Here is a 20318-nt window from a genome sequence, read left to right as displayed (position 1 = left end):
CTCGCGGCGCCAAGGGTGCGCGTGACCACCGGCACGCTCGCGGCCGCGCTTCGCGTGGAATCGTGCGGCAGGCATTCAGCGCACACGACTCATGACGACGTCACCGCAGCCCTACGCCCGTCTCGCCGGGTTGCTTTATCTCGTGATCATCGCTGCCGGCATATTCGGCGAGTTGGCCGTGCGCGGGTCGATGGTGGCAAGTGGCGACGCCGCGCTGACGGCCGCACGCATCGCAGCGTCGCCCGATCGCTGGCGTCTGGGCATCGCGATCGACCTGCTCATGCACGTCTGCGACGTGTTCGTGATGTGGAGCCTGTACGCGCTGTTCCGCGTCGTGAACCGGCGTCTCGCGCTGCTGGTGCTGCTGTTCAATCTCGTGCAGACGGCGGTGCTGGTCGCCAACAAGCTGTTCCTGCTGGTACCGCTGATGCTGCTGGGCGACGCGCCATACCTGCATGGCGTTCCGGCCACGCAGTTGCAGGCGTGGTCATACGTGGCGATACGCCTGCACGAACACGGCTTCGGGATCGGGCTGATCTTCTTCGGCGTGGTATGCGTGCTGGAAGGGCACCTGATCCGGCGCTCGGGGTTCCTGCCGCGCACGATCGGCATGCTCATGCAGGTCGCGGGCGTCTGCTATCTCGTCAACAGCCTCGCGCAGTTGCTCGCGCCGTCGCTGCAAGGCGTGCTGTTCCCGTGGGTGATGCTGCCGGTCTTCGTTGCCGAAACGTCGTTCGCGCTCTGGCTGCTGATCCGGGGCGTCGATGCCGGTGGATGGCAACGACGAATGGATGCCACCCGCCCCTGACGGCGACGCCTATTCCGGCCGAGTCGCGGTGTCGGTGCCGGTGTCTTTCGCCGCGGCACGTGCTTCGCGCTTGCGCGCTTCCTTCTCGTCCTTCTGCTTCTTCTTGGCGATTTCGCGCTGGCGCTTCTCGAACGAATAGTTGGGCTTGGGCAAGATGGAGTCCTCAGGTGGAGGCGGGTGGGCTGGTGGTCGCGCGCGGTGCGCTCTTCGATGCGGACTTGCCCGACGGCGGCGTCGAGCGGTGGATCGGAGTATTACCCAGAACCTCCACCACCCCGCCCGCTGCGCGGAATGCAGCCAGGTGCTCGCTGATGTGTTCGCGGGTGAGGTCGCGCGACACATCGCTGCGGCGGGTGGATGAGCTTGCGGAAGGCATTTGCGACATCTTCGACGTCATGACGGGGTTCCTGTCAGGTGCAACGGGATGGTGCGATGGCTGCGCGTGTAGTCCTCGCGCACGGCCTCGCAGTAGGGGCCGCCCATCTCGAAGCGGCGGCAGACTTCGGGGCGTGCCTCGTAGATGGAGCAGCACATCCGTGCGCTGTCGACCGCGACGCACCAGCCGTCGGCGTCACGGGCCATCACCCGCAGGCCGCCGAGGCGGGTGGTGAGGTGCTCGGCAATGCCGTCCTCCGGCTGCACCACGACGGTGAGACGGCAACAGACCGCGTCGCAATGGTCGCAGTCCGCGGTCGGCGGAGCGGCGGACTCGTCTTCGCGTGTCAGGGACGACAGCGAATCAGGATGAATGGGGAGGGGGTCGAACCGCATGCCGTTGCTCCCGAGGGGGCGCCCACGTGACGTGGTGTCGCAGGAAGGAGCGAAACGGTCGGCCTGGGCCGGGCGAAGCGCGCGAGTGTAGCTGGAAGCCCCAATCTTACGCTTTCGCGTGTGAGCGGTAGCGCAACGCCACGGCGCGGCACCGCGTAGCCCCTGAGCCGAGGATGTCTCCGTGCGCTCCACGCAGCGCCTGAACGAGCCGTCGCGCTGGGGAGTCCGGGCGATTCGCGCGGGGCGGGGTCGCGGTTTCGCTGTCCGGGTCGGATTCGACGAGGTGGCGAGGTCTGGCATTCCCGGCGCGGAATCCGGGGGCGATAGCCGCACTGCAGCGACGCCCGAATGTCTCGAAGCCTGCCGTCGCGCGCCGGAGCGGGAACGGCGCAGGCCGGCAGCGGTCGGCGCGCGTCGTCGGTTGAAGGCCTCGCCGGCAATCCGGCACGGCACCGACATCGACCGACTCGATTCGCTCAGCGAACTGGCGACGTCGTCGGCTCGGTCGCGGGCGCCGGGCAGCGTTTCATGTCGGGTGCCATCGGCAGCATGCATACCACGCAGCACTTGGTCGGCGGGCCGGGCATGAGCGGTCCGGTGGCGGGCACGTTCGCCGAGGGGTTGAGCTTGAGTAGCGCCACCCAATCCTGACGATTGAAATTGCACGCGGACGGCGTGCCGGGATCGCATTCGGGTTCGCCGATGGACCGGTGTGGCAAGGCCCAGAACTTGCCAAGGCGGTTGAGCGGCAACACACGCATGGTCACGCCCTGCAGCACGTTGCCCCCGACCAGTCGTGCACGGTTGTTGGCGGTCGACACCACGATGTCGCAATGCATCGCCAGAGGTGCGGAGGACGAGCGCGCCAGCCAGTCGCGGAAGCCCTGCACGCCGAACACCTGCGACACGCGGGAAAAGCAGATCAGGTCGCCGGTCGCGGGCGCTTCGGCATCGGGATCCGCGAGCCGATACGGGGCGGTGTCGCCGCCGCGGAACGCGTCGCGCACGTAGTCCACGTGGCGTGCGGAGGGTTGGAAGCCCGGCACGCCGGCACGCGTCATCACGTACGACACGAACACCGCCGACCACGGGGTGTCGATCAGGAACGTCCGGCACAGCGCGGACGCGACTTCGCCGCCGGTGCCGTTGCAATCCGCGCCTGCGGGCAATGACGGGCTCGGCCACTGCACACCGCTGCCGCGCCAGTACATCGCGACGCGCTGCCATGCGGGGGTCGCACCATCGCGCAGGCGTGAGCCCTCGGCTTCCGAGATGCGCATGTTGGCGAGGCGTCCGTTCTCGTCGATGAAGGGCGCGTACCAGAGATCGTGCTCGGCGCAGGCGATCGCTGCGATGCGGGACGCGGTGTTGCCGGACGTCGATGCCGCCGCGTCCGCGCACACGTCCGCGGCGTGCGCGCGAGGCGCAAGCGTGGCGGCGATGACGGCGAGCGCGAAGCGCATCGTTTGCGGACGTGTCATGCGATCTGGCGGCAACGTAGAAACGGCCGACGCTCGCACACGGAATGTTTGCGAGCGGTCGAGGCCGCCGACCGTATGTCGGACGACGGGTGCCCTGTGGTGCAGCGACCCCTAGGCCGTGCGGCGTCCCGTATGCGGCGTCTGGATCAGTTTCGAGAGGTCGTAACCGAGTCCCCGCGCCGTGGCGAGGAACGCGTCGCGCGTCGTCGCATCGAGCGTGGCCTCGCGATGCAGCAGCCACAGGAAGGTGTAGTCGGGACTGCCGACCAGCGCGGTGCGGTAGTCGGTATCCACGCGCAGCACCCAGTAATCGCCCTTGGTGAACGGAATCCAGCGAAGGCCCTCGGGGAGGAACGTGACTTCGAGCCGGCTGTCGTCGCTGGCGTCGAGCGGCCTGGCTTGGCCGATCGACTCCTGCAGCTCGCCCTTGCCGTCGTACGCCCGGTTCTGGACGCGCACGCTGCCATCGGCCTCGAGGCTGTAGGTCGCGCTGACGTCGGTGTAGTCCGGCGGCTCGTAGCGCATCGGCAGGCGCGCGATCTCGTACCACGTGCCGAGATAGCGGGACAGATCGAACCTGGTCACGGTCGGCGGCGCGGGACGGGACATGGGCGGCTCCGGGTCGGGGCGGCCCGGTATAGGACGCTCCGAGTGAATGGGTCGGCAAGGTCGCACGTGTGCGGCGCCGACCCTTCCGGCGACGCGCGACGCGCGACGGCCGACGTCGCGGGCCGCGATAATCGCGCTTCCGCCGTCGACGTGATCCCGCATGTCCATCGTCCTCACCGAGTTCGCGCGCCCTCGGCTGTTCCCGCGCGAGCCGCGCCGCAACACCATCCAGGACTGCACGCCGGACGAATTCGTGCGCCACCTCAACGAGGTCGCGCCGATGAAGGTGCTCGACGGCTATGCACCGTTCTGCAAGCTGCACGTGCATCGCAACTGGACGTCGACGCGCTGCCTCGCGGTGCCGATCACCGACGACAACCGCCATCTGCTGCGCTCGGATTACGAGGCGCGCAACCGCGAGGAACTGCCGGTGCTGGTGCGCTGGTTCGATGGCTTGGAACCGCCGGTGGCGGAGTACATCATCCCCATCCTCTACAGCCGCGAACAGCTGGCGAGGGAAGGCACGGTGATCGACGCGGACTGGGGCATCGTCGGCTGCATGTACACCGCGGAGCCGGAGGAAACGCCGATGGCGCCGATCACGATGATGCGCAACGCGCTGGGCGTGGAGGAGGGCGGCTCCGGCGTGGCGCTGGACCACGACGCCTACCTACGCAGCGTCGAGTTCTGGCGCACGCACGCGAACTGGCGCGGCTGACGTCACCCGCGCACCCCACTGCGGCAGCGCCGCGATGCAACGAGGAAATGCCATGTCACTCGTGTTTTATGGACACCCGTTCTCGTCGTACTGCCAGAAGGTGCTCATCGCGCTGTACGAAAATGCATTGCCGTTCGACTACCGCGTCATTTCGCCGGAGCATCCCGACGTCGCCCTGCAGTGGTCCGCGTTGTGGCCGATGAAGCGCATGCCGGTGCTGGTCGACAACGGACGCACCGTCGCGGAAACCACGATCATCATCGAGCACCTGCATCTGCATCACCGCGACCCGGTTGCGTTGTTGCCCGACGATCCCGTCGCCGCGCTCGAAGTGCGCTTCATGGATCGTGTGTTCGACCACTACGTGATGACGCCGATGCAGCAGCCGGTGTCGGAAGCGCTGCGCCCCGACGGTCGCGTCGACGATGCGCGCGAGCGCACGGCCGCCGCGCTCGACATCGCCTATGCCTGGCTCGAAGCGCGCCTGCAGGGCCGCACCTGGGCCGCCGGCGATACCTTCAGCCTGGCCGACTGCGCCGCCGCGCCTTCGTTGTTCTACGCCGACTGGGTGCACCCGATCAGCGGTGTGTATCCGACGCTGCGCGCCTATCGCGCTCGCTTGCTGCAGCGACCGTCGTTCGCTCGCGCCGTCGACGAAGCCCGTCCGTATCGATCGCTGTTCCCGCTGGGCGCACCTGATCGCGATTGACCTCGGCGGTGGCCCGATGACAGTGGGCGTGAGGCGCACCGGCGGTGACGGCGCGCGAAGCGGTCTCGCTCGGCGCACGCCGCGTGCGGCCGTATGGCCAGGCCGGGCGCTGCCGTCGAACACGAACACGAAGAACATGTTCGGCTGCGACGCGCCGGTCGGGTGCGCGCATCGGTCGCCGTCGGCATGAAGTCGTTGTCGTTGTCGACGGCGCGTGTGCCGCATCCGATCGCCGATGCGCGTGCCCCCGGCGCGGACCGGCCGCACGTGCGACGTCGGATGGCGATCGCTGGAGCCTCGTCGTTGAATGTTTCCGATCCGCGCGGCATCGATGACCGCCGCGCCATACCGGACGCGCGGCGGGCGGCCGGACGCGATATCGTCGCCCACCATGCGCCTTCCCTTGTTCCAGGTCGACGCGTTCGCCTCGCGCCTCTTCACGGGCAACCCGGCGGCGGTGGTCGTCATGCCGGAGTTTGCCGACGACGCGACGCTGCGCGCGATCGCCGCGGAGAACAACCTCGCCGAGACCGCGTTTCTGGTCATCGCCGACGGTCGCTATCGCCTGCGCTGGTTCACGCCGGTGCTTGAAGTGCCGTTGTGCGGGCACGCGACGCTCGCGACCGCCGCGGTGGTGATGGAGGTGCTGGAACCGGGGCGTGGCGAGGTCGCATTCGACACGGCGAGCGGCGCCTTGACCGTCACGCGCGATGGCGATGCCTATCGCATGGATTTCCCGACGCGGCCCGGGCGGGTGATCGACGCTCCGGCCGGTCTTGCGGAAGCCCTCGGCGCCACGCCACGCGAAGTCGTCGATGATCGCTTCAACTTCATCGCGGTGTTCGACGACGCCGACACCGTGCGTCGCCTGCAGCCCGACATGGCGGCCATCGCGCGCCTCCCGCGCGGTGGCGTGGTGGTGACCGCGGCCGGCGATGCGCCCTACGACATCACCAGCCGCTACTTCGCACCGGGAAAGGGCGTGCCCGAGGATCCGGTCACCGGCGGCGCGCACTGCGGCCTGTTGCCATACTGGGCGCCGCGCCTCGGTCGCAGCACGCTACGCTGCTGGCAGGCGTCGACACGTGGCGGCGAAATGACCTGCACGCTGCGCGGCGATCGCGTCGAGCTCGCCGGTCGTTGCGTGTTCTACCTGCGCGGCGAGATCGAACTGTGACCGGCTGGACCGGCAGCTGTCATTGCGGCGCGATCGAGTTCGCCATCGACGGCCCGATCGATGAGCTGACCACCTGCGACTGCACGCTCTGCGCCATGCGCGGCGCGCTGATGACGAAAGTGCCCGAGCGTGCGCTGCGCGTGCTTCGCGGTCGCGATCATCTCGTTCTGTATCAGTGGAACACACGCGTCGCCCGCCACTTCTTCTGCGCTGCCTGCGGCGTCTACGTGTTCCATCGCAAGCGCGCCGCACCGGACCACTTCGGCGTCAACGTGCGCTGCCTGCGCGATTTCGACGTCGCGGCGTATCCGATGCGGGCGACGGATGGGGCGTCGATGAGCGTGGTGGGTCCGCGCGAGGAATGTGCATGACACGCAAGTGCACGACGGACGCCCCTGCAACGCCCGGCAATGCGCCCGCCACTTCGACACCTGACCCGCGCCTGTTGCGCCGACTGCTTCGCGCGAAGGACCGCATGGACGCGGCGTCGCACGAGGCCTGGCCGATCACGCGGCTGGCGAAGGTGAGCGGCGTGTCCGAGGCGCACTTCGCGCGATCGTTCAAGGACGCGTTCGGCCTGCCGCCGCATCGCTACCTGCTGACCCGCCGCATCGAGCGCGCGACGGCGCTGCTTCGCGACAGCGATCGTCCGATCCTCGATATCGCGCTGGAGACGGGCTGGAGCAGCCTGGGCACCTTCGGCCGCACGTTCCGCGACATCACCGGTGAAAGTCCCACCGCGGTGCGTGAGCGCCAGCAGGCCATGCCTCAGCAACGCGAGTTCGTCCCGGGTTGCTATCTCAGCGCCGCGGAACGGCCCGGCCTCACCATCGCAGTTTCGGAGAAGCGCCGCCGCGAAGCGCAGGCGTCTAATGGCGCCACCCACCACGAGGAATCGAAATGAGCCAGGGAGTTGCCGTCGTCGGCCTCTACGTCCGCGACCAGGACGAAGCGCTGCAGTTCTATGTCGAGAAGCTCGGCTTCCGCGTCCACACCGATGCCCGCAACGGCGACTACCGCTGGCTGACAGTGCAGCATCCGGAGCAGCCGTCGTTCCAGCTCGGCCTGTTCGCGCCGCAGCCGCCGACGCTCGACGAAAGCACGGCGCAGACCGTGCGCGAGATCGTCGCCAAGGGCGCGATGCCGCCGCTGGTGCTGGTCGTCGACGATTGCAAGGGCGCGCACGAACGCATGCGGTCGCAAGGCGTCGAGTTCACGCAGGAGCCGATCGAACGCTACGGCACCATCGACGCCGGTTTCCGCGATCCGTCCGGCAACGGATGGAAGATGATCCAGTCGCACCGCACCAACGCCTGATTTCCGGAGAGAACCGCCATGCACGCGAAAACGTTTTCGGAAACGTCGGCGAGCGACACCGCGTCACGCCTGATCGATGCCCGCATCGAGGAACTCGGTGACTGGCGCGGCGCGATGCTGGCGCGCGTGCGTGGCCTCATCCACGACGTCGATCCCGACATCGTCGAAGAATGGAAGTGGCGCGGGGTGCCGGTGTGGTCGCATGCCGGCATCGTCTGCACCGGCGAGACCTACAAGGACGTCGTCAAGCTGACCTTTGCGAAGGGCGCATCGCTTCCCGATCCATCGAAGCTCTTCAATTCGAGTCTCGACGGCAACACGCGCCGTGCGATCGATATCCGCAAGGATGAACGGCTCGACGAGAAGGCGCTGAAGGCGCTGGTGCGTGCGGCCATCGTGCTCAACTCCGAAAAGGTAACGGCGAAGAAGGTGGGTGCCGCGACGAAGAAGGCTGCGGTCAGGAAAGCTGTCGCGAAGAAGGCCACGAAGGCGACGCGCTGAGCGACGTGAATGCCCGGCGGCCCGGTCGGGAGCCGCCGGACGCCTGCGTCAGCCGAACGCTGCGGCCAGTACGCAGAGGAAGCCGAGCACCGCGAGCGTCGCGTGCGCCATGACCAGCCACGCGGGAAGCAGGCGGTCGTGCCACTTGTAGACGAGGCTCATCACCGCGCCGCCCGCGGCGGCGAACAGGAACAGCGCGACGGCGAGCGTTGCGAGCGGCGGCGCCGCGCCCGTGCAGACCGCATAGACCAGCAGCGTCAGGCCTGACGCCGCGAGCAGGCCGTGCAGCATTGCCAGCCATGCGGGCGGATTGCGCTTCGCGGCGAAGCGGATGCCTGCCATGACGAGGCCGCCGAGGGCAGCGATGAGGAACAGGATCGCAGCGGTCTGCAGCATGGTGGGCCTCGATCGATAGTGGCTCCACGCATCGTCGCGTCACGCGGTCGATGCGCGGTGAACCCGCGGCGTGGGGACGCAGTGACGCGACGCCGCGCTCAAGGTGAAGCTGTCACCCGCCACACGGCATTGCCGACGTCGTCCGCAACCAGCAACGCGCCGTCGCGGTCCTGTGCGAGGCCGACGGGCGCGCCGTAGAGCTGCTTCTCGTCTTTTGAGTAAAAGCCGCTCACGAGCGTTTGCGGGAGCCCATTCGGATGCCCGTCCTTGAACGGCACGAACACCACGGCGTAGCCACTCAGTGGCGAACGGTCCCAGCTGCCGTGCTCGCTCACGAAGGCGCCGGTCTGGTAGGCCGCGGGCAATGCATTGGACTGCGAGAACAGCATGCCGAGCGCGGCAACGTGCGAACCCAGCGCGTAATCGGGACGGATGGCCTTCTTCACGAGGTCCGGCCGCTGCGGCACCACCCGACGGTCCTCGTGCTGGCCGTAATAGCTGTAGGGCCACCCGTAGAACCCGCCGGGCTTCACCGACGTCAGGTAGTCGGGCACCAGGTCCGCACCGATTTCGTCGCGTTCGTTCGCGATCGCCCAGAGTTGCTGCGTCCACGGATTCCAGCCGAGCCCGGTCGGATTGCGGATGCCCGAGGCATAGATGCGACTGCTCGCGGTAGCGACATCGACTTCGAGCACCGCCGCGCGACGGTACTCGACCTCCAGCCCGTTCTCGCCGACGTTGCTGTTCGAACCGACGCCGACGTACAGCTTCGAGCCATCCGCATTTGCGAGCAGCGCCTTCGTCCAGTGGTGGTTGATGGTGTCGGGCAGGTCGGTGAAGAACGTGCCCGGCGCGGTGATCTGCGTGTCGCCGACGTGGAACGGAAAGCGCACGATCGCGTCGGTGTTGGCGACGTACAGCGCGTCGCCGATCACCTGCGCGCCGAATGGCGAGTGCAGATGCTCGACGAGCACGTGCTGTTCCCACGGGCCCGATGCGGTCGGCCGCAACAACGTGATGCGGTCGCCGCCCTTCGCGCCCTTGCCGGAGCTCGCCTTGATCTTGCCGGCGATCCACTGCTTGGGCGTCGTCGTCGCCTCCGTGCCCGGGCCATTGGATTCGACGACGAGCACGTCGCCGTTCGACAGTTCGAGCAACTGGCGCGGATGCTTGAGATCACCCGCGACCTTGTCGATGTGCAGGCCCGCCGCGACCTGGGGCGTCTGCCCCTTCGCCCAGCCGACGCCTTTCGGCACCTGCATGGGCGGAAGCAGGAAGTTGCGCGCGTCGGGCAGGGGCGGGTTGGCGCCGGACTGCTGCGACGGGTCGAGCGACGCATGCTCGCTGCACGCGGTCGCCAGCAGCGACGTGAGCGCAAGCGCGAGAACGTTGCGGACGCGGGTCACGGCAGCACCTCCATCACCGGGCGGTGCACGGCGACGACGATCGCACCCACCGCCATCAGCACCACCGTGAGCGCGGACAGCCATTCGCCGGTCGGCACGACCGCGTAGGCATCGCGGCTATGCACGAAGGCATTCACGACCGCCGCAATGATCGCGACGAGGTTGAGCCAGAAGTCGACGCGATGCGCGCGGGAGAAGCTACGGCGCGAGGTGAACCACACCTGCGCGAGGTTCACCAGCCGCGGAACGATCGCGGCGAACAGCCCGATCACGATCAGCCAGGCCGCCGCCTTGGTCCACATGATCTGCGCGCTGCGTGCGTAGGTGACGTCGAAGATCAGCGCGGCGACGAAACAGCCGAACGGGATCGGATTGAGCAGCCCGTACAGCGCATCGGCGACGGGCGAGCGGGACAGCGGGGAAGGGCGCATGGACGGGGCCTCGGGGCGCGGAAGTCATCCGGTGCGTGTGGACGCAATGACTACGTCGGCGACCGGTCGCTTCGAAACTAGCCAGCGCAGTGTCCAGAGCATGTCAGTGCACGGCGACAGCGGTGTCCACGCGGTGTGAGTGCAATCAGCCCGGCAGCGGGACGCCGCTTCGATATTCCGCCGCATGGTGCGGCCGTGTGCGCTTGATCGCATACATCGCGCTGTCGGCGGACGCGAGCAGCGCCTCGACGGTGGCGCCGTTGCCGGGGAAGCAGGCGATGCCGATGCTGGCATCAAGATCGATCTGGCCCTCGGTCAATTCGAACGGCGTCTGCAGGCGCGCACGCAAGGTGTCGGCGACGAGCCCTGCGGCGACCGAATCGCGACAGCCCGGCAGCATCGCGACGAATTCGTCACCGCCGACACGCGCCAGCAGGTCGCCCTGTCGCAACGCCTGTTGCAGGCGTTGCGCGACGTCCCGCAGCACGAGGTCGCCCGCCGCGTGTCCGGCGCGATCGTTCGCCGCCTTGAAGCCGTCGAGGTCGATGTAGAGCACCGCCAGTCCGGTCCCGGTTTCGGCCGCGCGCTCGAGCGCCAGGCGCAGCTCGCGTTGCAGGTGGTAGCGGTTGGGCAGCCCGGTGAGCGGATCGTGGCGCGCGAGATGTTCGAGCTCGACTTCCGCGCGGCGCAGGTCGGTGACCTCGCGACCGATCGCCACGCGGACACCGTAGTCCGGCAGCCAGCGGGCGGACCACTGCACGTCGACGCTGCGTCCGTCCTTGCGCACGTAGCGGTTGCGGAAATGCCGCTGCATCGTGCCGCCCATGACGCGCTGCGCCGCGGCGAGCGTGGCTTCGCGATCGTCGGGATGCACGAGATCGATCATCCGCCGCCCCAGCACTTCTGCGCAGGTGTAGCCGAAGATGCGCTCGTACGCCGCGCTTACATCGATTTATCGACCTTCGGCATCGACGACGCAGACCGCGTCGGGCAAGAGGTCGAGGATTTCGGCGAGCGGCGGCAGGGTGGCGGTCAGGACCTTCTTCCGGAGCGGGCGGTCGCGTCCTGCGCCGTTCGGCCCAGTATGCGACAGCCGGACGATGCGTACGCCTGTCTCCAGTATCGACCGGGCAACGATGTGCTGCAGCTCAGCCGCGACGCTTGTGGAAATAGACCTGCTCGGCTGCCCAGCGCAGCGGCGGCGAGTGCAGCAGCAGATCGAACGGCCAGTCGAACTGCAGGCGATCGTAGGCCCAGCGCAGGGCGCGCTTGGTGCGAAAGCGCGGTGCGGCCTCGACGGCGATGGACTCCGCTTCGGGTCCGCCATCCCGCAGGTGCGCGGCGATCGCGCGGCCCACGGCCCAGCCGTGTTCCCACGCGGAATGGATGCCGCCCGCGGTGACCGGCGAGACGATGCCCGCCGCATCGCCGATCAGGATGGCGCGATCGCGCGCCATGTCCATGACCGGACCGCTGCACGGAATCAGTCCGGCGCGGGTCGCGCCCGGCTTGAGGTGTCGCGGCAGACCGCCCGCAGCGCCGACGCGCAGCAGGAAACCTTCGATGTCGGGTACGCGCGCATTGGCGGCATCGTGGCGCAGCGCCAGCCCCGTCTGGATGCCCATCGGGCTCTGCGCGATCCAGCCGATGTAGCCCGGCGCGTAACGCTTGCTGATGAAGCAGTGAAGCGCGTTCGGCTGCGCCAGCTTCGCCCCGGGAAATTCGTATTCGACGCCGTACAGGAATTGCCGCACTTCGCCGAGCCCGCAGCGGCGAGCGACGCGCGAACGCGCGCCATCGGCGCCGACGAGATAGCGCGCGCGACCGACGCCTTCGACCTCCCAACCCCCATCGATCGCGCGGGCATCGGTGAAGGCGCAACCGAGTCGCAAGTCAGCGCCGTGCACGCGCATTTCGTCGGCCAGCCAGCGCATCACCGACGGCGTGTCCGTGGTGAGGAAGTAGTAGCCGGGCGCGGCGAGTGCGATCTGACTGAGATTCGGTGCGTACAGGCGCACCTGTTCGATGCGTCGCGTCATCGGTGCCGGCACGCGGTTGAGCAGCGTCTGCTCGGCGGCTTCCTTCACGATGATGCCGGTGGTGTGCAGCTTCTCGCCGGGGTCGCGCTTGCGTTCGAGTACGACCACGCGCAGTCCGCGCTGCGCGGCCGCGAGCGCGCAGGCGGCGCCGGCGAAGCTCGCGCCGACGATGACGACGTCGGCATCGAAATCGAAGTCGGTGGATCGGGACATGCGTTCACGGCGAGCGGCGGTGCGTTCAACGTGCCGCTCCGGTGCAAGGTCACGATGGGCGCCGTGTGAAGCGAGCTTGAAGTCGCCACACGGCGGGCGAACCCGGCCTGTGATATGCCTCGCCGACCCCTACGACGGACCGCCCGCATGTCGACCGTCCCGCCCATCACGCCGCACCTGTGGTTCGACACGCAGGCCCGCGAAGCCGCGTCGTTCTACTGCTCCGTCTTTCCCAACTCGCGCATCGACCACGTCACGACGCTGCACGACACGCCGTCGGGCGACTGCGACCTCGTCTCGTTCACGCTGGCCGGCCAGCCGTTCATGGCGATCAGCGCGGGCCCGCTGTTCACGTTCAATCCGAGCGTGTCGTTCATCGTCAATTTCGATCCGTCGCAGGATCCGCAGGCGCGTGAGCATCTCGATGCGGCGTGGTCGAAGCTCATCGACGGCGGCAAGGCGCTGATGCCGCTCGACGCCTATCCCTTCAGTCCGCACTACGGCTGGGTGGAGGACCGCTACGGCCTGTCGTGGCAGCTGATCCTGTCGAACCCTCAAGGCGAAGCGCGACCGGCCATCGTGCCCGCGCTCCTGTTCACCGGCGACGTCGTCGGGCGCGCGAAGGAGGCCAGCGCGTTCTATCGCAGCGTGTTCGAAGGCTCGCGCGATGGTCGACGCGTGCCGTATCCGGCCGGCATGGCGCCCGATCGCGAGGGCACGACCATGTATTCGGACTTCCGCGTCGGCCCCACCTGGTTCGCGGCGATGGACAGCGCGCATCCACACGGCTTCCAGTTCAACGAGGCCGTCTCGTTCCTCGTTCAATGTCGCGACCAGGCCGAACTCGATCGTCACTGGCTCGCCCTGTCGGCCGTGCCACAGGCCGAGCAGTGCGGCTGGTGCAAGGACCGCTTCGGCCTGTCGTGGCAGATCAGCTCGACGCGGATGCAGGACCTGATGACATCCGGTGACCAGGGCGTCATCGACCGCGTCGTCCGCGCCTTCATGCCGATGAAGAAGATCGACATCGCGACGCTGGAGGCGGCGGCGAAAGGATGAGCGTGGCGGCGTTGCTCAGTGCATCGCCGCGAGTTCCTCGCCCATCTCATGCAAGCGTTCGCCCACGAACGTTCGCTGCAGAACACGCCGGACTCGCGGGTGCCGCCAGCCGAGGGCGATGCCCGCGAGGCTGATCAGGAAGCCGGCGATGCAGACCCCGACCATCGTCATGAACACGCTGCCGACGCCGCCGGGATAGCGACCGCCGACCGCGCCGAACACGGTGATCGCGAACGGGATCCACAGTATCCACCACACCAGGCCGAGTCCGATGTTGCCGATGAGGTGCACCCGCTGCAGGCGCAGCAGCTGTGCCTGCAACGCGATGACCGGCGCCGTGTAGTCGAGGCGCGCGAGTCCGACGAGTGCGACGACGCCCCATGCGATGCAGGCGATGCCGTAAAGCTGGATGACGATGGCGGACGCGGTCACCAGCGGGCCGCGTCCATCGGGCCATACCGCGCCGCCGAGCAGCGCGAGGCCGACGCCGAGCGCCAGTTGCAGCCATTGCCCGGTCACGGCGGGACGCAGGCGACGGCGCAGGCCGTCGAGCCGGCTGGCGCGTTCGACCTGCAGAAGCCGCGCGTCCTGCGCGTCGACACGTTGCTCGAGCGCGGACCAGGCAGCCTGCAGGCGATCGAATTCGGTGGTCATGTCGGTGTCCTCAGGGCGTGGCGTAGCGGTCGCGCAGGCGCTGCCGCAGGCGGTTGAGTCGGGTGGTGACGGCGGTGACGCTGAGGCCGAGGATCTCGGCGATCTCCTCGCTGCTGCGCGCTTCGAGATGCAGCAGAAGCAGTGCGCGCGATGGCGCATCGAGCCCGGCCATGACTTGTGCGAGCAGCAACGCGTCATCGTCGTCGCACGGTGCGCGGACGTCGCTGTCGTCGAGCGGTTCGAAGTGACGACGTTCAAGGTGGCGGCGACGCGCATGGCTCATCGCCGTGTTGAGCGCGACGCGGTACATCCACGTGGTGAAGGGTCGCGATGGGTCGTACTGCGGCCATGCGCTCCACAGTTGCGCGGCGATCTCCTGCGCGAGATCCGCGCGGTCGTCCGCTTGCCAGGCATGCGCGGCGGCGACCTTGAACACGATGTTCCGGTGCGCGTGCAGCAACGCGGCGAATTCCTCGCCGGCGTCGGCCCGCGTCACCGCAATTCCTCCGTCCATCTCCGTTCCCGTGCGTCTGCGATGTCCATGTGATTCGCTCGACGGGAAGGATTTGTCACACGGGCTGGATCAGCGGCGGACCGCCAGCACGCCGTCGAGTGCCGGCTCGGCACGGAAACCGGCCGTCTGCAGGCGTTTGGCGACTTCCTTCGGCACGTCGCGGCCGCTGGTCAGCGCGTTGGGCGTGCCGGTGTAGTGGAACAGGCGGCCGCCGCGACGGACGACGCGGGCGAGCTGGTCATAGAACGCCTGGGAATACAGTTCGCCGGCGATGCCGAAGCGCGGCGGGTCGTGCAGCAGGGCGTCGACGGATGCATCGGCAATGTCGACGATCGCCTTCGACACGTCGCCGTGCGTGAGTTCGAGTCGGCCGCCCGCTTCGGGCGAGTCCGGATCGGGCGACCAAGGATTGAGCGTGCGCAGCCACAGCACATCCTCGTTCTTCTCGAACGAGCGGATCCGCGCGACGCCGGCGTCCAGACAGCACGCGGCGAAGTAGCCCAGTCCGCCACACGTATCGAGCACGACCTTGCCGCGCGGTTCGACCAGCGTAACCTTGCGGCGCGCGTCGTCGAGCGGCGAGGCCTTCGACGTCGGCAGCATCTTGATGCCGTCGATCTCGAACGTCGGCACGCCCCAGTCGGTGGGAACCAGCTTGATCAGCGAGTCCGCGTAGCGCGATACGGGCGCGAATTCGTCGCCGTCCCAGTGGTAGATCGTGCGGTCCTTCACGCGGTCCGGATACGGATAGGCGATGTCACGCCATCGCCATTCGTTCGCACCGAGCACCGCAGTGCCGGTCGAGCGGCCGAGATCCAGCGAGCCCGTCCATTCCGTGGCGCCCGAAACGCGTGCGCGCAGCAGCGCATCGGCATCGGGGCGAGTGAGAAGCGGGCCGGTGTAGTGGGGCACGGTCGGGTCGTGGCGCGAGGGAGCGACACGATACCGGCAACGCGGACGTCGATCGCGATTACCGGCGCGGGTGCGCCGATCGCCAGGCCACGGCTTCGACAAATCCTTCGGCGACGTCGTTGCGTTCGAGCGTGGCGCCGATCGGCTGGAACAGCCACGGCACGATGGTCGGATCGAGCGCGGCGATGGCGTCGATCGCGTAGATGCCGAAGCGATCGGGGTCGACCATCGCGTCGTCGTCCTCGTCGCCGGCGAAGAACCGCCAGCCGGAATCGCCGGGCCAGACGGGGTGGGAGCGGTACATCCAGCGGATCGGTGCGCGGTCGAGCGTCACCCGGTGGCTGGCGATGCAGCCGCCGAGGTCGGTGACATGCGGAAGAAGTCGCCCTTCCGGCAGAAGCACAGCCCGTCCCCCGATTCCATGGTGTCCACAGCCTGCCGCGTCCGCGTTGCCGGCAGGTTGCCGCTACGCGTCGCCCCGAAGCAGTCTGGCGCAAACGGCCGTGGCGGCGTGCGGTCTTGCACCAAAGGGCAACTGCGGGCGACGAACGGCTGCTTACGGCCGGCGAACGTCACTTGGCGGTCGAATTGCCGGGGGAGGCGAGGTGATCTGCTGGGCGCGGAGCCCGGATGCGATGGTCGGAGGACTACGGAGATCGCGCTCCGCGGCGTCAATGACGACGGTCGGCCCACGCGTTTGGGCGCCGCCATGGCACAGCCCCCGACTCATAACCGTCGAGCGCGACGTAGACGCCTAGCCGTCGGCTTCCATCGGCGGAGCGTTCCCGCTGACGTCAGCTTCCGCCGCGTAGTCCGATCGCCTGACCAGCGTCCCCGGCTTCACCGGATGTGCTCGTCGAGCGGCATCGAACTTCGAGTTGGCACCGACGCGATGCGCGCTCGATCAGGTGCGGATCACGCCCGCGCTTTCGACGGACGGATCGACATCCTCTTCCTCGTCGTCCGGATCGCAGTCGGCGTCCTCGTTCTCGCCGAAACCGATCTTCTGCACCACCGCGCTCGCCAGCGCCTTGCGCGCGAGCGGGTCGTAAGCGCGCGTGCAGCGCAGCTCGGTCAATACGCGGAAGTCGCCATTCGCCGCGGTGAGCGCGTGTACCCATTCCTTGACCTGTCGCTGTGCGCCGGCGCTCAGCGGGTCGGATGCACCGGCTACGGCGATGTAGTTGGAGCTGGCGCCGCCCGGAAACACGGCTTCGAAATCGGGCTGGCCGTTGTCGCCGCAGGTGGACCCGAGGCACAGCACCTTGTACTCCGCGCGATCGCCGACGAGCCGCTCCAGCTCGCCGTACGTGAGGGGTTCGCCGGGACGCACCACGCGCCGGTGGCGTAGCACCGGCGTCAGGTCCACCGTGCAGGCGCTGCCCGTGAGTTCGACGTTGATCCACACGATCGCGCGATCGGCCGTCTCCACGTCGATGGTGCAGCCCGCGACGGTGTAGGTGGACGTCGTCGCGGTCGCGTCGTCGGGTTCGCCGGCGATGCGCTCGAAGATGTCGAGGCGACGCCCGATGTTGTCGACATCGAGGATTCGCGCGAGGCGCTGGCCATCGGTCAGTTTCGCGACGTTCGCGCGGGACGGCGTCACGGCATGCGCTGCGTGCGCGGTCCCGTCCGGCGCGGCATCCCGCCCGCAGGCGGAGGCGAGCAGGGCGAGCGCAAGGACGAGGGCGGTGCGGCGATGCATCGACGACGGGGAATGGCGGTTCGAAGCCGTCATGGTAGGCCGTCGGCTCACAGACCGCCGCCCCAGCGGTACTGCCAGGCGATTCCCACCGCATCGAAATCGCTGCCGGTGCGCGTGACCACGCCGCTGCTCGCCGTTAGCTTCACCGAATTGCGCGGATTCACCGGCAGCGCGAACACGATGCCGACGCGCGTATTGCGCTGCAGGTCGTTGTTGAGCGCGCCGTCGATCCGGGTGCGGCCGCCGGTGAACCAGGTGGCGTCGAACGACACCCATTTTCCGGAAACGAAGCCGTAGATCAGGTGGCCTTGCAGTGCGTAGATCGGATCTTGCGAGCGTGTGGTGTTGCCGAAGAAGTGGCCGTTGTCGCCGTAGAGCGTCGCGGCCGCCTGCACCTCGATCGTCCATCGGCCGACCGCCTTCGATACGCCGATCTCGGGCTTCACCGACCACCTGTGACTGCTGACGTTCACCAGCCGCGTCGCGTCGTACTGTCCGAGTGGAGGCGCGACCTGCAGGCTCATCCCGACGATCAGGTCCTGCTTCCAGCCGCGGAACTCGCGCGCCTGCAGCGCCGGCGCGCCGTACAGGTTCATCGACACGCGAAATGCCGGACGCGCGAAGCCGTGGATGTCGCGCGACACCGGCTGGCCCGCGAACAAGGCGGTGCCGTCGATGCGCGAATAGGGGACGATCGCATCGAACTTTCCGGAGCGGCCCCATAGGTCGAGCGCGCGCGCGTACGCCAGCACGATGCTGTTGGTTTCGATGTGCGCATCGTCCAGCGGAACGGACGGGTCGAACGACATGCCGCCGCGCGCCAGCACGTTGCCGACGATGACGAAGTTCACGCCGACCGGCGCGTTGGAATACGCGCGCGGTTCGATGTCCTGCGCCCGGGCGGTGTGCGCGAAAAACGCGGCGAGTGCGAACATCGCGACGCAGCCGATCGATCGCAGGGCACGCAGTGTTTCCATCGCGTCATCGCGATCCGTGCGTGCGCACGCGGCCGGTGCCCGGACGCGATGCTAGAGTCGACGGCGTCCACCGTTCGATCGGAGTTCCATCGACATGAGCACCACGCCGTATCCCATCGGTACGCCCGGCCAGCCCTGGGGTGAGGCGGAACTCGCGGCATGGCGCGCACGTCAGAGCCGCCAGCGCAGCTATGCGGACGACGTGGTGGGGGTGATCGATGGCCTGCGCGCGCGCTTCGATGTCGAGACCTACGGGGAGCTCGACTACGCGGGCGAAGTGTTCCCGTTGCTCGCGATCCGCAGCCGCGGATGGCGCGACGATCTGCCGGTCGCGCTCGTCACCGGTGGCGTGCACGGCTACGAGACGAGTGGCGTGCACGGCGCGCTGTTGTTCCTGGAACGGCATGGCGAGGACTACGCGGGACGCTTCAACGTGCTGGTCGCGCCCTGCGTCAGCCCGTGGGGCTATGAGCGCATCCACCGCTGGAATCTGGATGCGGTCGACCCGAACCGTTCGTTTCGCGACGGCGGACAGACCGGCGAATCCGCGGCGCTGATGCGCCTGGTCGCGCCGCTGCGCGATCGCGTGCTGGTGCATGTCGACCTGCACGAGACCACCGACAGTGACGAAAGCGAATTCCGCCCGGCGCTGGCCGCGCGCGACGGCAAGCCGTTCGAGCCCGACGGCGTGCCGGACGGCTTCTACGTCGTCGGCGACACGGCCAACCCGCAACCGGATTTCCAGAACGCGATCATCGAGGCCGTCGCGAAGGTGACGCACATCGCGCCCGCCGATGCGGACGGCCTGATCATCGGCTCGCCGGTCGTGGGTCATGGCGTCATCAACTATCCGTTGAAGCAGCTCGGGCTGTGTGCGGGCATCACCGATGCGCCGTACGTCACCACCACCGAGGTCTATCCCGACAGTCCGCGTGCGACGCCCGCACAGTGCAACGAGGCGCAGGTCGCCGCGGTGCGCGCCGCGCTGGATTACGCACTCGCGCATCGCTGAGCGTACGGATCTCCGAACGCGGAAAGCCCCACCAGAGCGGGGCTTTCCGACGACGTCCATCGGCGCGTGGCGTTACTTGTCGCCGCCCTGCACGCCCTTGTCGACGACGAGCTTGACGACGACCTTGCGCGCACCCGCGTTGCTGCCCGCACCCGCGTCCGTCGCGATGCCCATGCCGTCCGGCGCGCGTACGCGGCCGGGCATCAGCCCGCCCTTCTGCTGCAGGAAGTTCGCGACCGCATGGCCGCGCGCGGTGCTCAGGCGCTGGTTCTGCGCCGCATTGCCGGTCGAATCGGTGAAGCCCTGCATCACGACCTGGTAGCCCTTTGTGTCCTTCGCCTTCGCGGCGAACGCCAGCAGGTCGGACTGCGCCTTCGGCGACAGCTTGGTGCTGCCCGAATCGAACAGGACGTCGATGGTGGCGAGCGCTTCGTACGTGCCGAAGTCGTTCATCCGGTTGTTCATCGCTTCCATGCTCTTGCCGGTGCCCGCGCGCACCTGCTGTGCCGTCTTGAGGTCTTCCGACGTGAACGAGATGCCGGTGGCGTTCTGGTTTCCGCCGGCAGCCACCAGGTCGGCCGTGATCGGCAGGCCCGGCATCAGGCGCGTCGCCTTCACCTTTTCGTAGACGACGCCGGTCAGGCCCTTCTTCTGCTTGTAGGTCGTTTCAGGCGTGAGGGTGATGGTGTGATCGACCTTGTCCATGTCGCGAACGGTGATCACGTTGCCGTTGACGGCGGTGATCATGCCCTTGACGGTCGTCTTGTCGCCGTCGGCGGCATACACCGACGCTGTGGCCAGCAGGCCCACGAGGGCGGCGACCCACATCGTCTTCTGCTTCGAGTGCTTTGCGGTTGTCATGGCGGTGACCTTCTGGCGGATTCGGGGAGATGTGTCCACGCGACGTCG

At 68.1% G+C, this 20318-nt stretch carries 27 protein-coding genes; 10 read left to right on the top strand and 17 right to left on the bottom strand.

Annotation, left to right across the window (positions count from 1 at the left end):
- The first annotated feature begins 91 nt into the window (after positions 1–91).
- Complete coding sequence (locus DWG18_RS07460) at positions 92–808, top strand: DUF4386 domain-containing protein (RefSeq protein WP_115646619.1); 717 nt, start codon at positions 92–94, stop codon at positions 806–808.
- 9 nt (positions 809–817) lie between these two features.
- Here the strand turns inward: DWG18_RS07460 and DWG18_RS15405 are convergent, their stop codons facing one another.
- The 5 genes from DWG18_RS15405 to DWG18_RS07440 all read right to left on the bottom strand — a co-directional run bounded on the left by DWG18_RS15405 (position 818) and on the right by DWG18_RS07440 (position 3669).
- Complete coding sequence (locus DWG18_RS15405) at positions 818–961, bottom strand: hypothetical protein (RefSeq protein WP_205289418.1); 144 nt, start codon at positions 959–961, stop codon at positions 818–820.
- Positions 962–971: 10 nt separating this feature from the next.
- Positions 972–1205, bottom strand: a complete 234-nt coding sequence (locus DWG18_RS07455) for a hypothetical protein (protein ID WP_115646618.1) — start codon at positions 1203–1205, stop codon at positions 972–974.
- The gene (locus tag DWG18_RS07450) at positions 1202–1579 is read right to left on the bottom strand and encodes a YkgJ family cysteine cluster protein (RefSeq protein WP_115646617.1); all 378 of its coding nucleotides are present in this window, start codon (positions 1577–1579) and stop codon (positions 1202–1204) included. Before DWG18_RS07450 ends, DWG18_RS07455 begins: the two co-directional genes overlap by 4 nt.
- 476 nt (positions 1580–2055) lie before the next feature.
- Positions 2056–3060, bottom strand: a complete 1005-nt coding sequence (locus DWG18_RS07445; protein WP_115646616.1) for a DUF2272 domain-containing protein — start codon at positions 3058–3060, stop codon at positions 2056–2058.
- A 111-nt stretch (positions 3061–3171) separates the two neighbouring features.
- Positions 3172–3669, bottom strand: a complete 498-nt coding sequence (locus tag DWG18_RS07440; RefSeq protein ID WP_115646615.1) for a lipocalin family protein — start codon at positions 3667–3669, stop codon at positions 3172–3174.
- A gap of 160 nt (positions 3670–3829) precedes the next feature.
- Between DWG18_RS07440 and DWG18_RS07435 the strand changes: the two genes are divergently transcribed.
- The 7 genes from DWG18_RS07435 (at position 3830) to DWG18_RS07405 (ending at position 8091) form a co-directional block, all read left to right on the top strand.
- Positions 3830–4387, top strand: a complete 558-nt coding sequence (locus tag DWG18_RS07435) for a DUF3228 family protein (protein WP_115646614.1) — start codon at positions 3830–3832, stop codon at positions 4385–4387.
- A 52-nt stretch (positions 4388–4439) separates the two neighbouring features.
- A complete protein-coding gene (locus DWG18_RS07430) occupies positions 4440–5096 on the top strand; it encodes a glutathione S-transferase family protein (protein WP_115646613.1) in 657 nt (218 codons plus the stop codon).
- Between the two features lie 391 nt (positions 5097–5487).
- Positions 5488–6273, top strand: a complete 786-nt coding sequence (locus tag DWG18_RS07425; protein ID WP_115648090.1) for a PhzF family phenazine biosynthesis protein — start codon at positions 5488–5490, stop codon at positions 6271–6273.
- Positions 6270–6644 carry a GFA family protein gene (locus DWG18_RS07420; RefSeq protein WP_115646612.1) on the top strand — a complete coding sequence of 125 codons (375 nt, stop codon included), beginning with the start codon at positions 6270–6272 and terminating at the stop codon, positions 6642–6644. The genes DWG18_RS07425 and DWG18_RS07420 overlap by 4 nt, the downstream gene beginning before the upstream one ends.
- A gap of 104 nt (positions 6645–6748) precedes the next feature.
- On the top strand, positions 6749–7177 hold the full coding sequence (locus DWG18_RS07415) for a helix-turn-helix transcriptional regulator (protein ID WP_205289434.1): 429 nt from the start codon (positions 6749–6751) through the stop codon (positions 7175–7177).
- Complete coding sequence (locus DWG18_RS07410) at positions 7174–7590, top strand: VOC family protein (protein WP_115646610.1); 417 nt, start codon at positions 7174–7176, stop codon at positions 7588–7590. The genes DWG18_RS07415 and DWG18_RS07410 overlap by 4 nt, the downstream gene beginning before the upstream one ends.
- 18 nt (positions 7591–7608) lie before the next feature.
- Positions 7609–8091: a DUF1801 domain-containing protein gene (locus DWG18_RS07405; protein WP_115646609.1), complete on the top strand. Its 483-nt coding sequence runs from the start codon at positions 7609–7611 to the stop codon at positions 8089–8091.
- A 48-nt stretch (positions 8092–8139) separates the two neighbouring features.
- Here DWG18_RS07405 and DWG18_RS07400 read toward each other — a convergent pair whose 3' ends face one another.
- The 5 genes from DWG18_RS07400 to DWG18_RS07380 all read right to left on the bottom strand — a co-directional run bounded on the left by DWG18_RS07400 (position 8140) and on the right by DWG18_RS07380 (position 12576).
- Positions 8140–8487, bottom strand: a complete 348-nt coding sequence (locus tag DWG18_RS07400) for a hypothetical protein (protein ID WP_115646608.1) — start codon at positions 8485–8487, stop codon at positions 8140–8142.
- Between the two features lie 98 nt (positions 8488–8585).
- Positions 8586–9893 carry a sorbosone dehydrogenase family protein gene (locus DWG18_RS07395; protein WP_240318619.1) on the bottom strand — a complete coding sequence of 436 codons (1308 nt, stop codon included), beginning with the start codon at positions 9891–9893 and terminating at the stop codon, positions 8586–8588.
- Positions 9890–10324: a DUF2231 domain-containing protein gene (locus tag DWG18_RS07390; protein WP_115646606.1), complete on the bottom strand. Its 435-nt coding sequence runs from the start codon at positions 10322–10324 to the stop codon at positions 9890–9892. The genes DWG18_RS07395 and DWG18_RS07390 overlap by 4 nt, the downstream gene beginning before the upstream one ends.
- A 145-nt stretch (positions 10325–10469) precedes the next feature.
- Positions 10470–11276: a sensor domain-containing diguanylate cyclase gene (locus DWG18_RS07385; RefSeq protein WP_255417421.1), complete on the bottom strand. Its 807-nt coding sequence runs from the start codon at positions 11274–11276 to the stop codon at positions 10470–10472.
- A 196-nt stretch (positions 11277–11472) separates the two neighbouring features.
- Positions 11473–12576, bottom strand: coding sequence for an NAD(P)/FAD-dependent oxidoreductase (locus DWG18_RS07380; RefSeq protein WP_115646605.1), 1104 nt, complete (start codon positions 12574–12576; stop codon positions 11473–11475).
- Between the two features lie 147 nt (positions 12577–12723).
- On the opposite strand from DWG18_RS07380, the gene DWG18_RS07375 reads away from it, so the two are divergent.
- Complete coding sequence (locus tag DWG18_RS07375; protein WP_115646604.1) at positions 12724–13635, top strand: VOC family protein; 912 nt, start codon at positions 12724–12726, stop codon at positions 13633–13635.
- 15 nt (positions 13636–13650) lie between these two features.
- Here the strand turns inward: DWG18_RS07375 and DWG18_RS07370 are convergent, their stop codons facing one another.
- The 6 genes from DWG18_RS07370 to DWG18_RS07345 form a co-directional block, all read right to left on the bottom strand.
- Positions 13651–14289 (bottom strand): hypothetical protein, encoded by a 639-nt coding sequence (locus DWG18_RS07370; protein ID WP_115646603.1) that lies wholly within the window; start codon positions 14287–14289, stop codon positions 13651–13653.
- A 10-nt stretch (positions 14290–14299) separates the two neighbouring features.
- Positions 14300–14785, bottom strand: coding sequence for a sigma-70 family RNA polymerase sigma factor (locus tag DWG18_RS07365; protein WP_240318617.1), 486 nt, complete (start codon positions 14783–14785; stop codon positions 14300–14302).
- A gap of 87 nt (positions 14786–14872) precedes the next feature.
- Positions 14873–15715 carry an MnmC family methyltransferase gene (locus DWG18_RS07360; RefSeq protein WP_115646601.1) on the bottom strand — a complete coding sequence of 281 codons (843 nt, stop codon included), beginning with the start codon at positions 15713–15715 and terminating at the stop codon, positions 14873–14875.
- A 58-nt stretch (positions 15716–15773) separates the two neighbouring features.
- Entirely contained in the window at positions 15774–16118 is a 345-nt protein-coding gene (locus DWG18_RS07355) for a DUF2185 domain-containing protein (RefSeq protein WP_162823751.1), read from the bottom strand.
- A 501-nt stretch (positions 16119–16619) separates the two neighbouring features.
- Entirely contained in the window at positions 16620–17420 is an 801-nt protein-coding gene (locus tag DWG18_RS07350; RefSeq protein ID WP_115646599.1) for a hypothetical protein, read from the bottom strand.
- A 47-nt stretch (positions 17421–17467) separates the two neighbouring features.
- Complete coding sequence (locus tag DWG18_RS07345) at positions 17468–18397, bottom strand: transporter (RefSeq protein WP_205289417.1); 930 nt, start codon at positions 18395–18397, stop codon at positions 17468–17470.
- 94 nt (positions 18398–18491) lie between these two features.
- Between DWG18_RS07345 and DWG18_RS07340 the strand changes: the two genes are divergently transcribed.
- The gene (locus DWG18_RS07340; protein WP_115646598.1) at positions 18492–19409 is read left to right on the top strand and encodes a M14 family metallocarboxypeptidase; all 918 of its coding nucleotides are present in this window, start codon (positions 18492–18494) and stop codon (positions 19407–19409) included.
- A gap of 72 nt (positions 19410–19481) precedes the next feature.
- Here the strand turns inward: DWG18_RS07340 and DWG18_RS07335 are convergent, their stop codons facing one another.
- Entirely contained in the window at positions 19482–20270 is a 789-nt protein-coding gene (locus DWG18_RS07335) for an OmpA family protein (RefSeq protein ID WP_162823750.1), read from the bottom strand.
- Positions 20271–20318 lie beyond the last annotated feature (48 nt).

Source organism: Lysobacter sp. TY2-98 (assembly GCF_003367355.1).
GTDB lineage: Bacteria > Pseudomonadota > Gammaproteobacteria > Xanthomonadales > Xanthomonadaceae > Cognatilysobacter.
This window is presented reverse-complemented; position numbering and strand designations above follow the sequence as displayed.

Excerpts from the sequence above, each read along its gene's own strand:
- DWG18_RS07460 (WP_115646619.1), top strand. The coding sequence starts at position 92 with ATGACGACGTCACCGCAGCCCTACGCCCGTCTCGCCGGGTTGCTTTAT.
- DWG18_RS07455 (WP_115646618.1), bottom strand. The coding sequence starts at position 1,205 with ATGACGTCGAAGATGTCGCAAATGCCTTCCGCAAGCTCATCCACCCGC.
- DWG18_RS07450 (WP_115646617.1), bottom strand. The coding sequence starts at position 1,579 with ATGCGGTTCGACCCCCTCCCCATTCATCCTGATTCGCTGTCGTCCCTG.
- DWG18_RS07445 (WP_115646616.1), bottom strand. The coding sequence starts at position 3,060 with ATGACACGTCCGCAAACGATGCGCTTCGCGCTCGCCGTCATCGCCGCC.
- DWG18_RS07440 (WP_115646615.1), bottom strand. The coding sequence starts at position 3,669 with ATGTCCCGTCCCGCGCCGCCGACCGTGACCAGGTTCGATCTGTCCCGC.
- DWG18_RS07435 (WP_115646614.1), top strand. The coding sequence starts at position 3,830 with ATGTCCATCGTCCTCACCGAGTTCGCGCGCCCTCGGCTGTTCCCGCGC.
- DWG18_RS07430 (WP_115646613.1), top strand. The coding sequence starts at position 4,440 with ATGTCACTCGTGTTTTATGGACACCCGTTCTCGTCGTACTGCCAGAAG.
- DWG18_RS07425 (WP_115648090.1), top strand. The coding sequence starts at position 5,488 with ATGCGCCTTCCCTTGTTCCAGGTCGACGCGTTCGCCTCGCGCCTCTTC.
- DWG18_RS07415 (WP_205289434.1), top strand. The coding sequence starts at position 6,749 with ATGGACGCGGCGTCGCACGAGGCCTGGCCGATCACGCGGCTGGCGAAG.
- DWG18_RS07410 (WP_115646610.1), top strand. The coding sequence starts at position 7,174 with ATGAGCCAGGGAGTTGCCGTCGTCGGCCTCTACGTCCGCGACCAGGAC.
- DWG18_RS07405 (WP_115646609.1), top strand. The coding sequence starts at position 7,609 with ATGCACGCGAAAACGTTTTCGGAAACGTCGGCGAGCGACACCGCGTCA.
- DWG18_RS07400 (WP_115646608.1), bottom strand. The coding sequence starts at position 8,487 with ATGCTGCAGACCGCTGCGATCCTGTTCCTCATCGCTGCCCTCGGCGGC.
- DWG18_RS07390 (WP_115646606.1), bottom strand. The coding sequence starts at position 10,324 with ATGCGCCCTTCCCCGCTGTCCCGCTCGCCCGTCGCCGATGCGCTGTAC.
- DWG18_RS07380 (WP_115646605.1), bottom strand. The coding sequence starts at position 12,576 with ATGTCCCGATCCACCGACTTCGATTTCGATGCCGACGTCGTCATCGTC.
- DWG18_RS07375 (WP_115646604.1), top strand. The coding sequence starts at position 12,724 with ATGTCGACCGTCCCGCCCATCACGCCGCACCTGTGGTTCGACACGCAG.
- DWG18_RS07370 (WP_115646603.1), bottom strand. The coding sequence starts at position 14,289 with ATGACCACCGAATTCGATCGCCTGCAGGCTGCCTGGTCCGCGCTCGAG.
- DWG18_RS07350 (WP_115646599.1), bottom strand. The coding sequence starts at position 17,420 with ATGCATCGCCGCACCGCCCTCGTCCTTGCGCTCGCCCTGCTCGCCTCC.
- DWG18_RS07345 (WP_205289417.1), bottom strand. The coding sequence starts at position 18,397 with ATGGAAACACTGCGTGCCCTGCGATCGATCGGCTGCGTCGCGATGTTC.
- DWG18_RS07340 (WP_115646598.1), top strand. The coding sequence starts at position 18,492 with ATGAGCACCACGCCGTATCCCATCGGTACGCCCGGCCAGCCCTGGGGT.
- DWG18_RS07335 (WP_162823750.1), bottom strand. The coding sequence starts at position 20,270 with ATGACAACCGCAAAGCACTCGAAGCAGAAGACGATGTGGGTCGCCGCC.